The organism is Mycetocola zhadangensis, from assembly GCF_003668565.1.
GTDB lineage: Bacteria > Actinomycetota > Actinomycetes > Actinomycetales > Microbacteriaceae > Mycetocola_A > Mycetocola_A zhadangensis.
The window spans coordinates 387,706-404,662 of record NZ_RCWJ01000002.1 but is presented as its reverse complement, the minus strand read 5'-3'; the positions used below and the strand labels follow the sequence as shown (position 1 = coordinate 404,662).

At 63.6% G+C, this 16,957-nt stretch carries 15 protein-coding genes; 10 read left to right on the top strand and 5 right to left on the bottom strand.

Annotated elements, in window-relative coordinates; all coding sequences use genetic code 11:
* Nucleotides 1-7: 7 nt before the first annotated feature.
* Nucleotides 8-1,696 carry a BCCT family transporter gene (locus D9V28_RS08485; RefSeq protein WP_121659281.1) on the bottom strand — a complete coding sequence of 563 codons (1,689 nt, stop codon included), beginning with the start codon at nucleotides 1,694-1,696 and terminating at the stop codon, nucleotides 8-10.
* 186 nt (nucleotides 1,697-1,882) lie between these two features.
* The gene (locus D9V28_RS08480) at nucleotides 1,883-2,356 is read right to left on the bottom strand and encodes a hypothetical protein (protein ID WP_121659280.1); all 474 of its coding nucleotides are present in this window, start codon (nucleotides 2,354-2,356) and stop codon (nucleotides 1,883-1,885) included.
* Between the two features lie 234 nt (nucleotides 2,357-2,590).
* On the opposite strand from D9V28_RS08480, the gene D9V28_RS08475 reads away from it, so the two are divergent.
* Complete coding sequence (locus D9V28_RS08475) at nucleotides 2,591-3,823, top strand: sensor histidine kinase (RefSeq protein ID WP_229727868.1); 1,233 nt, start codon at nucleotides 2,591-2,593, stop codon at nucleotides 3,821-3,823.
* Nucleotides 3,820-4,443 carry a response regulator transcription factor gene (locus tag D9V28_RS08470; RefSeq protein WP_183086474.1) on the top strand — a complete coding sequence of 208 codons (624 nt, stop codon included), beginning with the start codon at nucleotides 3,820-3,822 and terminating at the stop codon, nucleotides 4,441-4,443. Before D9V28_RS08475 ends, D9V28_RS08470 begins: the two co-directional genes overlap by 4 nt.
* 6 nt (nucleotides 4,444-4,449) lie before the next feature.
* On the opposite strand, the gene D9V28_RS08465 is transcribed toward D9V28_RS08470, so the two are convergent.
* Nucleotides 4,450-5,016, bottom strand: a complete 567-nt coding sequence (locus D9V28_RS08465) for a DUF6434 domain-containing protein (protein WP_121659278.1) — start codon at nucleotides 5,014-5,016, stop codon at nucleotides 4,450-4,452.
* A gap of 259 nt (nucleotides 5,017-5,275) precedes the next feature.
* Here D9V28_RS08465 and D9V28_RS08460 point away from each other — a divergent pair, with 259 nt between their 5' ends.
* The 3 genes from D9V28_RS08460 (at nucleotide 5,276) to D9V28_RS08450 (ending at nucleotide 7,255) form a co-directional block, all read left to right on the top strand.
* Nucleotides 5,276-6,142 carry a pentapeptide repeat-containing protein gene (locus tag D9V28_RS08460; RefSeq protein WP_121659277.1) on the top strand — a complete coding sequence of 289 codons (867 nt, stop codon included), beginning with the start codon at nucleotides 5,276-5,278 and terminating at the stop codon, nucleotides 6,140-6,142.
* 289 nt (nucleotides 6,143-6,431) lie between these two features.
* Nucleotides 6,432-6,818, top strand: a complete 387-nt coding sequence (locus tag D9V28_RS15950; protein WP_147440949.1) for a VOC family protein — start codon at nucleotides 6,432-6,434, stop codon at nucleotides 6,816-6,818.
* A gap of 119 nt (nucleotides 6,819-6,937) precedes the next feature.
* Nucleotides 6,938-7,255: a hypothetical protein gene (locus tag D9V28_RS08450; RefSeq protein WP_147440948.1), complete on the top strand. Its 318-nt coding sequence runs from the start codon at nucleotides 6,938-6,940 to the stop codon at nucleotides 7,253-7,255.
* A gap of 197 nt (nucleotides 7,256-7,452) precedes the next feature.
* Here D9V28_RS08450 and D9V28_RS08445 read toward each other — a convergent pair whose 3' ends face one another.
* Entirely contained in the window at nucleotides 7,453-8,601 is a 1,149-nt protein-coding gene (locus D9V28_RS08445) for an ROK family transcriptional regulator (RefSeq protein WP_121659274.1), read from the bottom strand.
* A 217-nt stretch (nucleotides 8,602-8,818) separates the two neighbouring features.
* Between D9V28_RS08445 and D9V28_RS08440 the strand changes: the two genes are divergently transcribed.
* The 5 genes from D9V28_RS08440 (at nucleotide 8,819) to D9V28_RS08420 (ending at nucleotide 15,726) form a co-directional block, all read left to right on the top strand.
* Nucleotides 8,819-11,002 carry an alpha-galactosidase gene (locus D9V28_RS08440; protein ID WP_121659273.1) on the top strand — a complete coding sequence of 728 codons (2,184 nt, stop codon included), beginning with the start codon at nucleotides 8,819-8,821 and terminating at the stop codon, nucleotides 11,000-11,002.
* Nucleotides 11,003-11,004: 2 nt separating this feature from the next.
* Nucleotides 11,005-11,955 carry a carbohydrate ABC transporter permease gene (locus tag D9V28_RS08435; protein ID WP_121659272.1) on the top strand — a complete coding sequence of 317 codons (951 nt, stop codon included), beginning with the start codon at nucleotides 11,005-11,007 and terminating at the stop codon, nucleotides 11,953-11,955.
* 9 nt (nucleotides 11,956-11,964) lie between these two features.
* Complete coding sequence (locus tag D9V28_RS08430; protein ID WP_121659271.1) at nucleotides 11,965-12,891, top strand: carbohydrate ABC transporter permease; 927 nt, start codon at nucleotides 11,965-11,967, stop codon at nucleotides 12,889-12,891.
* Nucleotides 12,888-14,273 carry an ABC transporter substrate-binding protein gene (locus D9V28_RS08425; RefSeq protein WP_121659270.1) on the top strand — a complete coding sequence of 462 codons (1,386 nt, stop codon included), beginning with the start codon at nucleotides 12,888-12,890 and terminating at the stop codon, nucleotides 14,271-14,273. The genes D9V28_RS08430 and D9V28_RS08425 overlap by 4 nt, the downstream gene beginning before the upstream one ends.
* Before the next feature lie 277 nt (nucleotides 14,274-14,550).
* Entirely contained in the window at nucleotides 14,551-15,726 is a 1,176-nt protein-coding gene (locus tag D9V28_RS08420; protein WP_220700475.1) for a macrolide family glycosyltransferase, read from the top strand.
* Nucleotides 15,727-15,966: 240 nt separating this feature from the next.
* Here D9V28_RS08420 and D9V28_RS08415 read toward each other — a convergent pair whose 3' ends face one another.
* The gene (locus D9V28_RS08415; protein ID WP_308472497.1) at nucleotides 15,967-16,950 is read right to left on the bottom strand and encodes a formylglycine-generating enzyme family protein; all 984 of its coding nucleotides are present in this window, start codon (nucleotides 16,948-16,950) and stop codon (nucleotides 15,967-15,969) included.
* Between the last annotated feature and the right edge of the window lie 7 nt (nucleotides 16,951-16,957).

Here is a 16,957-nt window from a genome sequence, read left to right as displayed (position 1 = left end):
CCCTAGGTTAGAACACCTCAGTAGGCGGTTCGTCCGACGTCGAGTTTCGCTTGCGGCGCCGGAAGATCGCCCGGCGGCCTGCTGGAACGGTGGCGTCGTCCGATTGATCGGGGTCGAGCCCGTAGTGTGAGCCGATCGAGGCGAGGAACGCGGCCCGACGAGCCTTCTCGAACGCCCGGTGTTCGTTACCGAACGCGATCGCCACAGCCCAACACATCAGCAGCATGACGACGCTGAATGGCAACGCGATGATGATCGCCGCCGTCTGCAGTGCCTGAAGTCCGCCTGCGAGCAGGAGCGCGATGGCGAGCGCCGAGGTGACGCAGGCGAAGAACGCCCGAATCCACCGCTTCGGTTCGACCTGGCCTCCGCTCGCGATCATGCTCATCACGAGCGCCCCGGAATCCGCAGAGGTGACGAAGAAGACGGCGATGAGGATAATCGCGCCGATAGTGAGGATCGAGCCTGCTGGCAACTGGTTGAGCATGGCGAACAGCGCACCCTCAACGTTCACAGACCCGTCTCGGCCAACCAGCCCACCTGGGCCGTTGAGTTCGGAGTAGAGGGCGGTTCCGCCGAGAACACTGAACCAGAGGAAGGTGATCAACGTCGGGACGAGCAGTACCCCAGTGACGAACTGGCGAACGGTGCGACCACGGGAGATGCGGGCGATGAAGATGCCGACGAAAGGCGCCCACGAAATCCACCAGCCCCAGTAGAACGTGGTCCATGTGGCCTGCCACGCCTCGCCCGCTTCACCGCTGAAGGCAGCGGCGTTGAAGGAGAGGCCGACGAAGCCCTGCAGGTACGCACCGATCGACTGAACGAAGTCGCGCAGCAGGAATTGTGTTGGGCCGACGATCAGGATGAAAAGAACGATCATGCCCGCGAGGACGAGGTTGATGTTCGACAGCCACTTCATGCCCTTCGCGACACCGGAGAGCACGGAGAACAGGACCGCGCCCGTGATCACGAGGATCAGGATGATGTTGACGAAATCGGATGCCGCGATGATTCCGGCGCTTTCCAGCCCGGCGCTGATCTGTACAACTCCGAGACCGAGCGAGGTCGCGACCCCGAAGAGTGTGCCGACGAGGGCGACGACGTCGATGAGGTTGCCCCAGCCGCCGCGAACGCGGTCACCGAGGAGCGGTTCCAAAGCCCAGCGAATCGACACCGGTCGACCCCGGCGGTGGATGGCGTAGGCCAGGGCGAGGCCCACAACAACGTAGATCGCCCAGGCGTGAACACCCCAGTGCAGGTACGTCTGCGACAGCGCCTGCTGAGCGAGCTGACTCGGGGTTCCTTCGACACCCGGACGCGGGTTGGCGAAGTGGCTGAGCGGTTCACCCACCCCGTAAAAAACCAAACCGATGCCCATACCCGCGGCAAACAGGAGGGAGAACCAGGAACCGAGCGAGAACTCGGGCTCGTCGTCGTCCTTACCGAGCTTGATGTCGCCGTACCGACTGAAGCCGACCCACAGGCTGAAGACCACGAAGAATGCGGCGATCAACACGTAGTACCAGTTGAAGTTGCTGACGATGCCGGCCTGGATTCCTGCGAAAAGCGACTCAGCAGCATCCGGGAAGAAAATGGCGAATGCCACGAAGACGAGGATGACAATCGCGGCGGGCCAGAACACCCAGCGTGCGACCTCGGGCAGCTTGCTACTCGTACTACTAGGGGAGGGCATGCGGTCAGCCTAGGTCGGAGCTGGTGTCCCCACAATGAGGGGCATGCTTATATGCGCGCCGCGAATAAGCCGTGGTAGCGCTCACGGTGTGAGACGTGCTGGCTACCGGATCACCATCGCGCCGCGAAGGTATGGAAAGAGTTCATCACAGAGACCGGCTGACCCCGACGGGTGGTGCGGCGTGCGTCAGCCGATGTAGGAGAACCCGAGCGAGGCGAGCACTCCGAAGATCGTGCCCCACGCGGTGATGGAGATGACCATCCAGAGGATCACGGCGTTGCGTGAGGCACCGAACGACACCATGGCGGCCGAGGTGAACTGGTTAGGCAGGATCAGCCAACCAAGCATGCTGACACCGGCGACGCCGTACTTGTCGAAGGCCTGGCGCACGCGCTGCCGGCGAGCCGTCTCGACCTTTGGCTCGCGGCGGCCGGTGACCTTGGAGCGCAGTCCGTGCGCGGTGAGAACAAAGATGAGCATCGACAGGATGTTGCCGACGATGGCGGCGACGATCGCGACAACCGGGTTGATTCCGGTGAGCACTCCGAGTGCGGCACCGAAGTGCGACTCGATGAACGGAATCGCTGCGGCGAGGATGACGCCCACCCACTGCAAAAGCTCGGGGAGGCCAGCGGTGAAGGTCTGGAGCGATTCGATCATGGGAGTGCCTTTCGTTTGGAGCTGTGAAGCTGTGGTTCGGGGATGCCGCCTCGCGGTCGGAAGTTTCCGGTTACCTGCGGCGGCGATAACTCCATAGTTCCTGTGATGCTCGAGCGTGCGTAGTGTCGCCGCGTCATGGCATCCGGAGCGGTTTCGCACCGCGAATAGTGACAAATGTCACTGCTCTACGCTTGGGGACATGTTCCCCTCAGCACTGACCGAACGGCGTTCGTCGTGAGCCGGTACTCCGCTCCGATCGACTCGCTCGACGAATCACAACCAGCCGGACAAGCACGCAGCGTGCAGACCACCTGGATGTACACCCTGGGTGCAATCGTGTTCTTTTTCGTGGTGCTCGACGCGATACTGCTGCTGACAGCGTTGGCGAACTTTTCGGCGTCGCGGTCACTTCTCGACGGAATGCTTGTTGCCCTCGTGCTGCTCTCGTCGGTCGTGCAGGTGAGGTACTGCTGGTTCCTCCGCGTTGGCCGTGGGGGCGGGATGCCACGCCTCGCCTGGACGGTGACGCTTGCGGCTCCGGCACTGGTGGCCTGGGTGCTCGGACTGTTTGCCGAGGGTGCTGGCCTGTTCGCCGCGCTCCCTCTGTGGCTGGCCGCGAACGTCGTTGCGCCACTGCTGCCGAAGCGGCAGCGCTGGACGCTGATTCTGCTCGCGGCGATCGTCACGATCGCGCACCCGCTGCTTGCGGCTGGACTTCTCAATAACCCGTTCGACCTAGACAGCGCTGGGCGGGCCTGGCTGCTGCTCAGCTACGGCGCGCTCCTGCCTGCCATGATCCTGTCGAGCCTCTGGTGGTGGGAAATCGTCGTGACGCTCGACCGCCACCGGTCTGTCGCGGCCGATCTCGCCGTTGCACAGGAGCGGCTGCGGTTCGCCTCCGACCTGCACGATATTCAGGGCCACCACCTGCAGGTCATCGCGCTCAAGAGCGAACTGGCCGAGCGGATGCTCGCCATCGACCCTGACGCCGCGCGCGAGCACGTGCACGAGACCCGGCTCATCGCGAAACAGGCACTCGAGGAGACCCGCGCGCTCGTCGCCGGGCTGCGCGACGTCGACCTGGCTTCCGAGCTCGAGAACGCTCGCGAGGTGCTCACCGCCGCCGGCGCCGACTGCGAGTTGCAGCTCGGTGCCCTGCCGACCGGTGCCGACGTGCGGCGCGTGCTCGCGCTCGTCGTTCGTGAGGCGACCACGAACATCCTCAGGCACAGTTCAGCAACCCGTGCCTCGATTCGCCTCGAAACCACCGCCGACGGGAGCACCCTTGAGATCGACAACAACGCCCTGAATTCGGCGACGGATGCCACGGGGCAAGTCGACAGCAGCGGTCTCGCCGGGCTCCGGAACCGGGTGTCAGCACTGAACGGGCAGTTGGTGACCGAGGTTTCGGATGACCGTTTCGCGTTGCGGGTGTCTGTTCCGGCGAAGGTGAGGGCTGAAGCGTGAGCGAATCCGTGCCACGTGGCATCCGTTTGTTAATTGCTGACGATGAACACCTGATTCGTGGGGCGCTGAGTGCGCTGCTCAACCTGGAGCCGGATATCGAGGTTGTTGCGAGTGTCGACAACGGTGTTGCTGCCGCCGAAATGGCGCTGCAGACGAAGCCCGATGTCTGCCTGCTTGACCTCGAAATGCCGCAGGCCGATGGGCTCGAGGCGGCCGCGCGGATTCTGTCGACGGTGGCCACAAAGGTTGTCATCGTGACGCGGCACGCCCGCCCGGGTGTGCTGCGACGTGCGCTCGCCGCTCGGGTGTCTGGGTTTGTGCCGAAGTCGACCCCCGCCGAGGAACTGGCCGATGTGATTCGCGATGTGGCTGCGGGCAAACGCTATATCGACCCGGAAATCGCGGCGACCGCGCTCACGGCTGAACGCTGCCCGCTCACCGACCGTGAGCTGGATGCGCTGCGGTTCAGCCGGTCGACCATGAGCGTGCAGGAGATCGCCGATCGGCTGCACCTGGCCCCGGGGACCGTACGCAACTACCTGTCGTCGGCGATGACCAAGCTCGATGCGAGGTCGCGGCACGAGGCGGCGGAGATCGCGTGGCAGCAGGGGTGGATCTAGCGGGGGCTACGCTCGTTCTCGCTGGTCGGCCGGTAGCGCTCGGTACGCACGCCAGGCATCGAGCAGCTCGGCTCGCGCGCCGCCAGGGTGGCTCTCGTGCCACCGCCGGGTGAACCGGTTGAACTCGAACTGGCTGCCGATCTCGGTTGGTTCGGCGTTCCGGGTGGCATGCCAGTGGGCGACCGCGTCGGCCAGAGTGGCCGTGCCATGTGAGGTCGCGACGAAATCACGCATCGGCGCATCGAAGGTGAACGAGGGCCCGATCTCGGTCTCGAACCACGCCCGCAACACCTGGCTGCAGCGTTGCCCAGCCGGAATCACGGTGTGCGGGGTGAGGGGTTCCGCGAGCTGTCGGGCCGCCCGGGCGGGGCGCGTCGACGCGGGCGATGCGGGCGATGCGACTCCATCGAGCGAGGCGCGGATGCGGGCGGCCAGTTCGTCTTTCCCACCAGATGTGCGAATGCCGCGCGAGCGAGCGAACGTGAGCAGTTCGTCCTTCAACCAGTACCACCGCTCAAACTCGACGCCGGTAAGCGCATCGGTCAACGGCGGCCGCTGCTCGGGGATCTGCATTGCTCGATCTTCTCAGATCGAGCTTCGACGGCATCACTTGTTTGCAATGACGAAAGTTGCAGGCACCGAATGTCGCAGGTCAGTTATTCTGATGCCAGTGATATTTCATTTTTCTCTGTGACCCAGTGTCCTTGTAGCGATACCAGCACGCTCCCCGATGCAGGAGCGATGATTCCGTGCGCCCGAAAGGGGAGCTCCACGTGGAGTTCCCCCGCATACCGGCCGCCAACTGAACTCATTACTGGAAGATCACTCTCACATGACATCACCGAACTCTCTCGAGCCTTTTTCGCCGACCCTCGACCGGTCAGCCCTGCGCCCTGACTGCGGCAATTGCTTCGCTCTCTGCTGCACGGCCTTCGGATTCACCCGCTCAGCAGACTTCTCTGTCGACAAACCCGCAGGCTCCCCGTGCCACAATCTGGCATCCGACTTCTCCTGCACAATCCACGACAGCCTGCGCCCGAGGGGCTTCCGTGGGTGCACAGTCTTCGACTGCTTTGGAGCAGGCCAGAACGTATCGCAGGGCCTTTTCGCCGGGAAGAGTTGGATCGAGGACCCCGACTCCAGAAGCGACATGTTTGCCGCATTCGCTGCGGCCCGGCAACTCCACGAGATGCTCTGGTATCTGGTTGAGGCGCAGACGCGAACCTTCGATCCCGACGCCTCACGTCGTGGGGCAAAGCTTAGGAACACTATCGAGCAGGCCGTCGGGGGCGAGTTGTCGGACTTGCTTGCGCTCGGTTTACAGGATCTTCACTCCCAAGTGAGATCGCTGCTGATCGAGGTCAGCGAAGAAGTGCGGGCGTCGTACCTCGCCGTTGGTGATGACCACCTCGATGCCGCACTGGAACCGGGCGCGGACCTGATGGGTCAGAATTTCCGGTCCCGCCGATTGTGCGGGGCAAACCTTCGCGGGGCCTATCTCATCGCCACGGACCTGCGGTCAAGCGACCTGTCGGGTGTGGATCTGCTCGGCGCAGACTTCAGAGACGCCCGACTCGACGAAGCTGACCTCTCGAAGGCCCTGTACCTGACTCAGCCGCAGCTCAACGCCGCCAAGGGCAACCACGCAACGTCTCTGCCCGCGTTTCTGGAAATGCCATCGCATTGGCAGAACGGATGACCACCCCATGCGAGCGGGACCACGCGACAGGTGCCCGGCGGGTGTTCTTTGGTCACTCAGTGGCGAGGGAAACACGAGCTTGCTGGTGCCTTCGTCGCGGTCGTCGCCTGCACCGCGGGGCGGCTGCCTCAGAGCCGACCGGCGATCCTCCGGCGGAGGCGCTGGCGCTCGCAGCGCACCACTTTGTAATTAAGCATGAACTCATGAAGGATCAGGCGGTTAGCCTGCGAACGGCTCCAGCAGCACGTCCCCATTGCTCGTCAGCACAGATACTGCCAGCATTGCCATCGTGACCGCTCTCATCTCGCACACCACTTTCGACTGCCTCAACGCCTACGCGCTTTCGGTGTTCTGGAGCAAAGTTCTCGGATTCGCGCCGGACGCCGACAGTCCCGACGGCCCTGGAGATGAGGAATGCATGATCTTCTCAGCTGACCGCACCCAGAGGTTGCTGTTCATCGAAGTCCCCGACGCGAAACAAGTCAAGAACCGATTGCACCTTGACCTTGTGCCCGCCGATGGGACGCGCGACCAGGAGTTAGCGCGTCTGTTGGAGCTGGGCGCCCGAGCGATTGACGACCGACGAATGCCGGATGGAACAGGTTGGGTGGTACTGGCCGATCCCGAGGGCAACGAGTTCTGCATACTTCGCAGTGAGGCTGAGCGGTCGGGCTAGCCAGGACGAACCAGACCCCGCTCGAAAGCGAGGCCGTAACACCCGACTACTTGGTGACTCACAGGCCTCGAAACAAAAGCCCGTCACCGCTTGGGCGACGTACTCGTATTGTTTGACACATGGAAACGTTGGCGGTGGTCCTCCCGTGGGTCTGCGTCGCCATCTTCCTGTTGACCGTCTTCATGCTTCTGTTCCGCTCAAGGAACGCGGACCGAATGCGCGACTCCTGGCTCCAACTCAACGCCCAGCCCCGTCTGAACTTCGTTTTTGGATGCGTGCATCTCCTGATTGCATTGGGACTGCTAGTCCTTGGCGTCGCATTTATTCAGGTCGGTTATACGTTCGGATGGGGCTTCTTCCCGCTCGCCGCGACGCAAATCTTCGGTGTTGCTTTCTGCTTTTGGATCGCCCGTCAACGATTCGACGAGGACTCATAGCCCGAGCTTTCCCTTCGTGGTGCGCGGCGCAACCGGCCTTAGCCGAACCCCACGCATCAGCCATTCGAGCGTGTGCCTCGGGAAGTCGGCCAGGTGCGGTCGAATTGCATCCCACAGCGTCTCGACCTCACCCGGAAGCGCCACTGCATTCGAGAAGATCGATCAGCTCGGCAGCCGGTCAGGCCAGTGATCCCGAATCAGCGGCCGACGACGAACGTCTCGATCGCTGTCGCCGCGGCGCCTCGCGCCCACTCGGCGAAACTCACCGTCTGGATTTCGAGGTCAATCGGTGTCGCACGACGGTTGCGGTGATCGCTGATCCCGCGGTCGAGCGCCTCACGGTTGGCCAGAGCAAGGTCGACGCCATCACCGGTCAGGATGATCTTCTCCGGCAATGCTAGGTTCGCGACGGACGCGATGAGCTTTCCGAGCCCGTATGCCGCGGTCTCGACGATGGATGCGGCCGCCGGGTTCGTGTCGGCGAGCGCCAGCAGCTCGTCGTGGGTGACGTTCTCGTCGAGCGCAAGCCGAGCACGGGAGAGGAGAGCCTTCGTCGTGAGCAGGCTCTCGGCGCAACCCGTGTGCCCCTGCGAACACACTCCCCCGCCGATGCCCAGTGGAAAGTGGGTAATGGTGCTGAGTCCAGGGTCGGGTCCCTCGAGGATGCCTGAACCGGCCACGAGACCGTAGCCGATACCGGCGCCGATCGTGATCAGCGCAAAGTGGTCGCTGTCTTTCGCCGCACCAAACCACCGCTCAGCGCGCACAAGCGACAACACATCGTTGTCGACCACGACGGGCAGATCCATTCGATCCTTGAGTAGTGCGCCGAGGTCCACGTCACTCCAGCCGAGCAGTGGCGCTTCGAGGACAAGGCTGTTCCGCGACACCTGGCCGCCCAAGCTCACCCCGAGAGCACGGATATTGCGCCCTTCCTCGCTCAGTTCACCGACAACATCCGTAATCTGGTCCGCCACCGCGCTCGGCTCAAGACTTGCAAGCGAACGTGAGATCTCGGTAACGAGCTGAGCACGCAACGTTGTCACGACACAGTGCAGTGTGTTCTCGGTGATCTTGACGCCGACGTAGAAATCGCGACCGAGCTCGAGGTCCAGGGGTTCTTCCGGACGACCGATTCCCGGTCGACCAGAACTCGAACGCTGCACGAGCGCTCGCTCCACCAGCAGACCGGCTTCGAGCAGCGGGCCGGCAACCCGGGTCAGTGTGCCAGGCGAAACGCCCAGTCGGGCCGCGAGCTGCTTTCGGCTGAGCGGGCCGTGCAACAGCACATCAATCGCAACAGCGTGCTGCAAGCCCTCAAGCGGAAGCCGCACGTCCTGTTGCATGTTTCCCTCTCAAAGCCGAATCGCTGGAACCACAATATCGCCGGAACCGCCTGCCTTAGTTGCCAAATCAAACTTAATTTGACGAGCTACCGCGAAATCAGCTCCTGATGAGCCATCTTTTTCCCGATTTGAGTTGACTTAGTTTCGCATTGCAACTAACTTGCTGATATCCCACCCACTCACACCGGCGCCAACGCGGCCGCCACCAGGAGTAGCAATGACGCAGTTATCCGAGCCCATCGCCGAGACATCGGCGGGCAACACCGGATCGTTTTCGCCGATCGTCCATCTGCGGAACGGAGGTGTGAGCCTGGTCATCGACCTCAGCGCCGGACGCCTTCCCGTCATCCTCTACTGGGGGGAAGACCTCGGGGAGATCGGTGAATCCGAGCTGAAGAACATCGCTCTCGTCTCGGTCCCCTCCGTCGTTCCGAACGACCTCGATGTTCCTGAACTCGTCGAGATCCTTCCTCTGGCGTCTGGCGGCTGGCGGGGCCTTCCCGGCCTCGAGGGCCACAGCACCTCAGGCACCGATTGGACGCCCCTCTTCACGGCCACGTCCATCGCAGCGGATGCCACGACTCTTACGGTGCGAGCCACCGATGACGAGGCGGGACTCACAATCGTTCTCGACGTTGAGTTGCTTTCCACCGGCCTGCTCCGCCAGCGCGCCGCCGTCGAACGCACCGGCTCTGGTGAGTTCACCCTCGATGGGCTTCAGCTCACCCTTCCGGTGCCGCGCCGCGCGAGCGAGCTGCTTGACCTGGCCGGCCGCTGGGGTCGCGAGCGCTCACCGCAGCGCATGCCGTTCTCCGTCGGCGCACACCAGCGCGACAGCCGCCGCGGCCGAACGAGCACAGACGCCTCAACGATTCTCGCCGCGGGTACCCCCGGATTCGGGTTTGGCACTGGCGAGGTATGGACGATGCACGTCGCGTGGAGCGGCAACCACCGCGAGTACGCCGAGCGCCTGTCCAACGGCACATCCCTGCTCGGTGGCGGCGAACTCCTGCTCTCAGGAGAGGTCCGCCTGCAGACCGGTGACCGATACGAAAGCCCATGGGTGTACGGCTCATGGGGTCGCGGACTCGACGACGCCGCCGCGCGCTTCCACGGCTACCTCCGTGGACGCCAGACCCACCCGTCCTCGCCGCGCAAGGTCGTTCTCAACACCTGGGAAGCGGTGTACTTCGACCACAACCTGGAACGCCTGACCGAACTGGCGGCATCCGCGGCCGAGGTCGGCGCCGAGCGCTTTGTTCTCGATGACGGCTGGTTCCTGCACCGACGGGACGACAGCGCGGGTCTCGGCGACTGGTACGTGGACGAGGATGTCTGGCCGGGCGGACTCGATCCGCTGATCAGCGCCGTGACCGAGCTGGGGCTCGAGTTCGGACTGTGGGTCGAACCCGAGATGATCAACCCGGACTCCGACCTTGCCCGCGCGCACCCCGAGTGGATCCTGTCCCCAGCCAGCCGGCTGCCGGTGCCATCGCGCAACCAGCAGGTGCTCGACCTGGCTCACCCCGGTGCGTACACCTACATCCTCGACCGGCTGAGCGACCTGCTGAACGCCTACGACATCGGCTACCTCAAGTGGGACCACAACCGTGACCTGCTCGAAGCCGCACACTCCACCACCGGGGCAGCAGGGGTGCACGAACACACCCTCGCGCTGTACCGCTTGCTCGATGAGCTGCGCGACCGTCACCCGGGTGTGGAAATCGAGTCGTGCTCCTCCGGCGGAGGCCGTGTCGACCTCGGAATCCTTGAGCGCACCGACCGGGTCTGGGGCAGCGATGTCATCGACCCGCTTGAGCGGCAGACAATCCAGCGCTGGACAAGCCAGCTCATTCCGCCTGAGCTCGTCGGCTCGCACGTTGGCTCACCGAAGGCTCACACTACGAGCCGCACCCAGAGCCTGTCGTTTAGAGCGGGAACCGCCCTGTTCGGGCACTTCGGTATTGAGTGGGACATCACCAAGGCGTCAGCGGAGGACCGCGCCGAACTTGCTGAGTGGGTGGCCCTCTATAAAGAGGTACGTTCGCTCGTGCACACGGGCCGTGTCGTTCGGGCAGACGGACTTGATGAGTCGGCGCTCCTTCACGGCGTGGTTTCACCCGAGCAGGACGAGGCTCTCTTCGCCTACGTTCAGCTCGCAACACCGCTGACCGCGATCCCGGGCACCATTCCGCTCCCAGGTCTCGACGACGACGCCGTGTATGACGTCACCGTGCAGAGCCCGGGCGACAACGCGCGTCGCCGCTCACACACCGCGGCACCGTGGACGGCAGAAGGATCTCTCCGGCTGACCGGTCGGACCCTTCGCACGATCGGTGTGCAGGTGCCAGCGCTTCACCCCGAGCAGCTCCTGCTGCTTCGCGTTCGAAAGGTCGCCTGATCATGGCAACAGTGCTTCTGCCCGAGGCGACGCCGTCCACACCAGCCCAGCCCACGGCATCCGCTCGCTCGAATCGGCGTCGCGCCACACGTCGCCAGACCTGGACAGCTCTCGCGTTCATTGCACCGTCGCTTCTCGGTTTCGTCGTGTTCTATTTCTGGCCGACGCTGCGAGGGATCTACCTGAGCTTCACGGACTTCGACGTGTTCACCGATCCGGTCTGGGTGGGTCTCGACAACTACACCCGTCTGTTTGGCGACGAGACGTTCTGGAACTCGGCGCGGGTCACCGTGCAGTACGTGCTGATCAACATCACGCTGCAGACGATCCTGGCGCTGGCGCTTGCCGTGCTCATTCACCGGGTCACGCAGTCGACGTTCCTCCGCAGTGTTGTTGTCGCGCCGTACCTCGTGGCCAACGTGGTTGTCGCTCTGGTCTGGTTCTGGATGCTCGATTACCAGATCGGCATCGTGAACCAGGGAATTGAGTGGCTCGGCGGAAACGCCATCGCCTTCTTCGGTGACGAGAGCTGGGCGATTCCGACGATCGCGCTCGTCAACACCTGGCGTCACGTGGGCTACACAGCTTTGCTGATCTTTGCCGGGCTGCAGATGATTCCGAAGGAGGTGTACGAGGCGGCCCGCACCGAAGGTGCGAACGAGTGGAAAATGTTCTGGAAGATCACTGTTCCCCTGCTGCGCCCGGTGCTAGCGCTCGTGCTCGTCATCACCATGATCGGATCGTTCCAGGTGTTCGACACGGTGGCCGTCACGACCAGCGGTGGGCCGGCAGACGCCACCCGCGTTGTGCAGTACTACATCTTCGACCTCGCCTTCCAGCGGCTCGACTTCGGTTACGCATCCGCGGTGTCAGTGATGCTGCTGCTCGTGCTCGCCGTCATCGCATTCATCCAATTGCGCCTCACTCGGGCCAATGAGTCGGATCTCAACTAGGAGCCCGCCATGACAACTCAACTTGAAACGCCGCGGCGAACTCGCCCATCGGCACGGCGCGCACGGCCGTCACTGGGTAAGGTCCTCGCCTGGACGGCACTCATCGGCTTCGTTCTCGTCACCCTCTTTCCGTTCTACTGGATGCTTCGCACCGCTCTCTCGAACGGAGCGGCGCTGGCGACAGACCCGGGTTCCCTGGCTCCCGTCGACTTCACCTGGGGTGCGTTCGAGCGTGTGCTCGGCATCGCCACAACCGGTGAGGCGCAGGCGGAAGGTGGATCAGGAGCGAGCCTCGACTTCTGGGGATACCTGCTCAACTCGGTGATCGTCGCCACCAGCATCACGCTCGGCCAGGTTTTCTTCGGAGCGCTTGCGGCATACGCGTTCGCCCGGCTGCAGTGGCCCGGCCGCAACGGGGTGTTTTTCCTGTTCCTGCTCGCGCTGATGGTTCCGCCGATCTTCACCCAGCTGCCGAACTTCCTGCTCATGCGCGACCTCGGACTGGTGAACACCTACGCCGGAATCATCCTGCCGTTCTTCTTCATGACGCCGTTCGCGATCTTCTTCCTGCGGCAGTTCTTCCTCGGTATCAGCAGCGAGATCGAAGAGGCAGCACGGCTGGACGGAGCGAGCAACCTGCGCATCTTCTTCCGGATCATCCTGCCGATGAGCACGGGGCCACTCGCTACGCTGGCGATCCTGCAGTACATCCAGGCCTGGAACGAGTACTTCTGGCCCCTGCTTGTCGGTAGCGACAACAGCGTTCGAGTGCTCACGGTGGCACTCGGTGTGTTCCGGTCGCAGACACCGCAGGGCGCACCTGACTGGGCGGGGCTCATGGCCGCCGCACTGCTGGCGGCGCTGCCGATCCTCATCCTCTTCGTGATCTTCAGCCGTAAGATCGTCAACTCAATCGGATTCTCGGGCATCAAATGACACTCACATCACCACGCACGAAGCGACGTCGCCTCTCTCGCCGGGTCGTGACATCCGCTCTCGCAATTCTCACCGCCACTGGTCTCGCGGGCTGCACGCAGGGCGCAATGTCGGAAGGCGCCTGGGGCGAAACCGGAGATCTGACCTACTGGATGTGGGACTCGAACCAGGTGCCGGCCTACCAGGCCTGCGCGACGGCGTTCGAGAAGAAGAACCCCGACATCAGCATCACTATCGAGCAGTTCGGCTACGACGATTACTGGAACAAGCTGATGACGTCGTTCGTGGCTGATTCGGCCCCGGATGTGTTCGTCGACCACAGCTCGAAGTACGGTGACTACGCGTCGCGAGGGCTGATTGAGAACCTCGACGAGCTCGTTGAGAAGGACAACATCGATCTCGACCAGTACGTCAACGGCACCGTCGACCTGTGGCGCGCCGCAGACGGCCACCAGTACGGCATGCCGAAGGACTGGGACACGGTCGCGATCTTCTACAACGAGGAGCTTGCGTCTGAGGCCGGGATTTCAGCAGAGAAGCTCGGATCGATGACCTGGAACCCCGAAGACGGTGGCACCTACGAAGACGTCATCGCTCACCTGACCGTCGACAAGAACGGTGTGCGAGGCGACGAAGAGGGCTTCGACAAGACGCGCGTCGAGACCTACGGACTCGGCCTGGACGACTCGGGTGGAGGCTACGGTCAGGTGACCTGGTCGATGCTCGCGGGAACCACCGGCTGGACCTACATGGACGAGCCAACCTGGGGCAGCGAGTTCAACTATGACGATGAGCGTTTTCAGAGCGCCATCGCGTGGTGGCGTGGACTGATCGAGAAGGGTTACATGCCGCCGCTGTCGCAGACCGTCGGCACAGCGCTGTCGTCGAAGATGCAGGCTGAGTCGTACGCGATGGTGACGGATGGCGCCTGGAACATCAACACGTACGCCAAGCTTCAGGGAGTCAAGCTGAACACCGCTCCCACTCCGATCGGTGTCGATGGCGAGCGCGCCAGCACGTTCAACTCGTTGGCTGACTCGATCTCGGCGTCGTCGAAGAACAAGGGAGCCGCATGGGAGTGGGTCAAGTACCTGTCCTCTCCCGAGTGCCAGTCAACCGTCGCTGACGCAGGCGTCGTCTTCCCCTCGCTTTCCGCGGTGGGTGACACGGCATCCGAGCGTTTCGCCGAGACCGGGTTCAACATCGAAGCGTTCACCACTCACGTGGATGACGACACAACGATTCTCTTCCCACTTTCGGAGAACGCCGTCGAGATCAACGCACTCATGACCAACGCCATGGACAAGGTTCTGTCGTTCTCTACCGAGCCGTCGTCGCTCACCGAGGTGAACAAGACGGTTACCGGGCTGCTCGACGAGTAGGGCGATCCAAAAGCGCTGCCCTTCCACTCAACGCGAGTGGAAGGGCAGCGCTTTTTGTGGTTTCGGTTACTCATCGGCCCACGCTTGCACCCTTGACAGCGCCCGCCACCTCCGGCCTAAGGTGTTCCCCATGTGGATTTTCATGCGCATTCGCAATTCCTGACGCGACGCACTGCAGGGCCGGCTTCCGATAGCGCGGCCCCACCGAGCGAACACTCCCCCGTGAGTGAACTCCCGTGCGTCGCGCAATGCCCGCGCTCACACAAAGGATTTCGCCATGCGCACCCCACACCACATCTCCATGGTCGGCACGACAGCGCCCAGCCACATTTACCCATCGCTCGCCCTCATCCGCGAACTCGTGAACCGCGGCCACCGCGTCACCTACACGGTCGGCGAACAACTTGTCGACCTCGTCACCCCGACCGGAGCCGAGGTCATCGCCCACCCGTCGATCCTGCCGCTCGACGACACCGAGTGGCCCGACGACCCGGGCGGAGCCATGCGCGTCTTCCTCGATGAGGGCATCGCGGTGATGCCGATCCTCACCGAGCGATACGACACCGACCCGCCCGACGTCGTCCTCTACGACATCGGCGGTCTCCCGGCACCCCTTCTCGCCGCCCGGTACAGCGTTCCCGCCGTGCAGCTGTCGCCTACCTATGTCGCCTGGGACGGGTACGAAACCGACTTTGCCGATTTCATCAACGCGCTGCAGGCATCCGCTTCGGGAATCGCGTATTACGAGACGTATAACGCTTGGCTGCGGAAGAACAATATTCAAACGGATGCCACGGTGTGGCAAACTCGACCAGCGCACGGGTTGGTGCTGATTCCGCGGGCCATGCAGCCGAACGCCGAGAAGGTCGCCGATAACATTCAATTCGTTGGTCCCTGCCTGGATCCGGAGCGACTGGCAGACACGAGTTGGCAGCCGCCGGCGAGCGGGGCGAAGGTGCTGCTCGTCTCGTTCGGCACCGCGTTCAACGACCAGGCTCCCGTGTACCGTGCGTGCATCGAGGCGTTCGGAGATTCGGGATGGCATGTGGTGATGGCCATCGGGCAGCACGTCGATCCGGCCGAACTCGGTGACCTGCCCGACAATGTCGAGGTGCATAAAACGGTGCCGCAGCTCGCCGTGCTTGCTCACGCGAGCGCGTTCATCACCCACGCCGGAATGGGCGGTTGCACCGAGGCGCTCTGGTTTGGGGTTCCGACCGTGGCGATCCCGCAGGCGGTTGACCAGTTCGGCAACGCAGCGATGCTCGAGTCACTCGGTGTCGGCACGCATCTGCCCGCCGACGAGGTGAGCGCGGCGACACTTCGCGAGTCCGTCAACAGAGTGGCGAGTTCACCGGATGTCGCCGCCCGGCTCACCGAGATCAGTGCCGAGGTCCGCGCGAACGGAGGTGTGGGAAAGGCGGCGGATGCCGTTGAGGCCTTCCTGAGCTGAAACGTGTGCCGCCCACCCCTGCTCGGTCGCAAACGGTCGCTGGCTCGCGCGCGAAGGCTTGCTCGGTCGCAAACGGTTGCTGGCTCGCGGGCCGAGGCTTGCTCGGTCGCAAACGGTCGCTGGCTCGCGGGCGAAGGCTTGCTCGGTCGAGAACGGTCGCTCATTTCCGAAATGAGCAGCCCGTTGCGACCGAGCAAGGGCTGAACAGCCGGTTGCGACCGAGCAACAACCCCGGCTGCGTCAGGCGTCGCGCGCGCAGCGGAAGCCGAGGTGTGTTGTTGCCGAGTCTTCGGTCTGCGGCGAGCGCGCCGCCGGGCGGTAGCGCTGGCAGTATTCCGGAGCACACAGGTGCGAGCCACCCTTGGTGACGCGACTGACCGCCGGATTCGGGGCAGAGCCCAACGACAGCCCACTCTTTCCTGAGTCCGACGGTCCGCACATGCACCCGTCGCCGCATCCTGCACCGGCACTCGGCTGCGTCGACGCCCCGAGCAAATTCGCTGTCGCGGCCCGTTGGGCCTGGTGATCGGTCGTGAATGCGGTCGACGTCCACTCCCACACGTTGCCGATCATGTCGACCAGGCCAAACTCGTTGGCCGGGAAGGACCCGACCGGCGAGGTCCCCACCCATCCGCTCGCGCCGGTGTTCCGATACGGAAACGAGCCCTGCCAGGTGTTGGCGAGCAGTTGACCGTTTGGCGAGAGCTCGTCGCCCCACGCGAAGTCGCGGCCGTCGACCCCTCCGCGAGCCGCCCGTTCCCACTCGACTTCGGTCGGGAGCCGTTTGCCTGCCCACCGGGCGTATGCAGCCGCGTCGGCAAAACACACCTGCACCACCGGGTGCTTCCCGCGGTCAGAGATATCCGAATCGGGTCCGAACGGGTGTCTCCAGTTCGCGCCCGGCTGCCAGGCCCACCACGCCCGCCAGTTGCGCAGGTCGACAGGCCCATCGGTTGGGTGAAACGCGAGGCTGCCCGCCGCACGCTCCGCCACGCTCAGTTGCGGAAACTCGGCAGCATCGAGAGGACGTTCGGCAACGGTGACGTACCCCGTGGCATCCGTAAATTCGGAGAACTGGCGATTCGTGACCGGATGTTTGTCGAGCTCGAACGCTGCCACAGTCGCGCGAAACACCGGCGCTTCCTCGGGGTAATACGACTCGGATCCCATGAGAAACGGCCCGCCCGGAATGCGGATCATTTCAACCTCGGTCGTGACGGTCACGGTTGCG

Bases quoted from the DNA above. Each gene is read 5' to 3' on its own strand.
- D9V28_RS08445 (WP_121659274.1), bottom strand. From the start codon at position 8,601: ATGCAACAGGACGTGCGGCTTCCGCTTGAGGGCTTGCAGCACGCTGTT.
- D9V28_RS08480 (WP_121659280.1), bottom strand. From the start codon at position 2,356: ATGATCGAATCGCTCCAGACCTTCACCGCTGGCCTCCCCGAGCTTTTG.
- D9V28_RS08425 (WP_121659270.1), top strand. From the start codon at position 12,888: ATGACACTCACATCACCACGCACGAAGCGACGTCGCCTCTCTCGCCGG.
- D9V28_RS08450 (WP_147440948.1), top strand. From the start codon at position 6,938: ATGGAAACGTTGGCGGTGGTCCTCCCGTGGGTCTGCGTCGCCATCTTC.
- D9V28_RS08485 (WP_121659281.1), bottom strand. From the start codon at position 1,696: ATGCCCTCCCCTAGTAGTACGAGTAGCAAGCTGCCCGAGGTCGCACGC.
- D9V28_RS08465 (WP_121659278.1), bottom strand. From the start codon at position 5,016: ATGCAGATCCCCGAGCAGCGGCCGCCGTTGACCGATGCGCTTACCGGC.
- D9V28_RS08430 (WP_121659271.1), top strand. From the start codon at position 11,965: ATGACAACTCAACTTGAAACGCCGCGGCGAACTCGCCCATCGGCACGG.
- D9V28_RS08420 (WP_220700475.1), top strand. From the start codon at position 14,551: ATGCGCACCCCACACCACATCTCCATGGTCGGCACGACAGCGCCCAGC.
- D9V28_RS08460 (WP_121659277.1), top strand. From the start codon at position 5,276: ATGACATCACCGAACTCTCTCGAGCCTTTTTCGCCGACCCTCGACCGG.
- D9V28_RS08435 (WP_121659272.1), top strand. From the start codon at position 11,005: ATGGCAACAGTGCTTCTGCCCGAGGCGACGCCGTCCACACCAGCCCAG.
- D9V28_RS08440 (WP_121659273.1), top strand. From the start codon at position 8,819: ATGACGCAGTTATCCGAGCCCATCGCCGAGACATCGGCGGGCAACACC.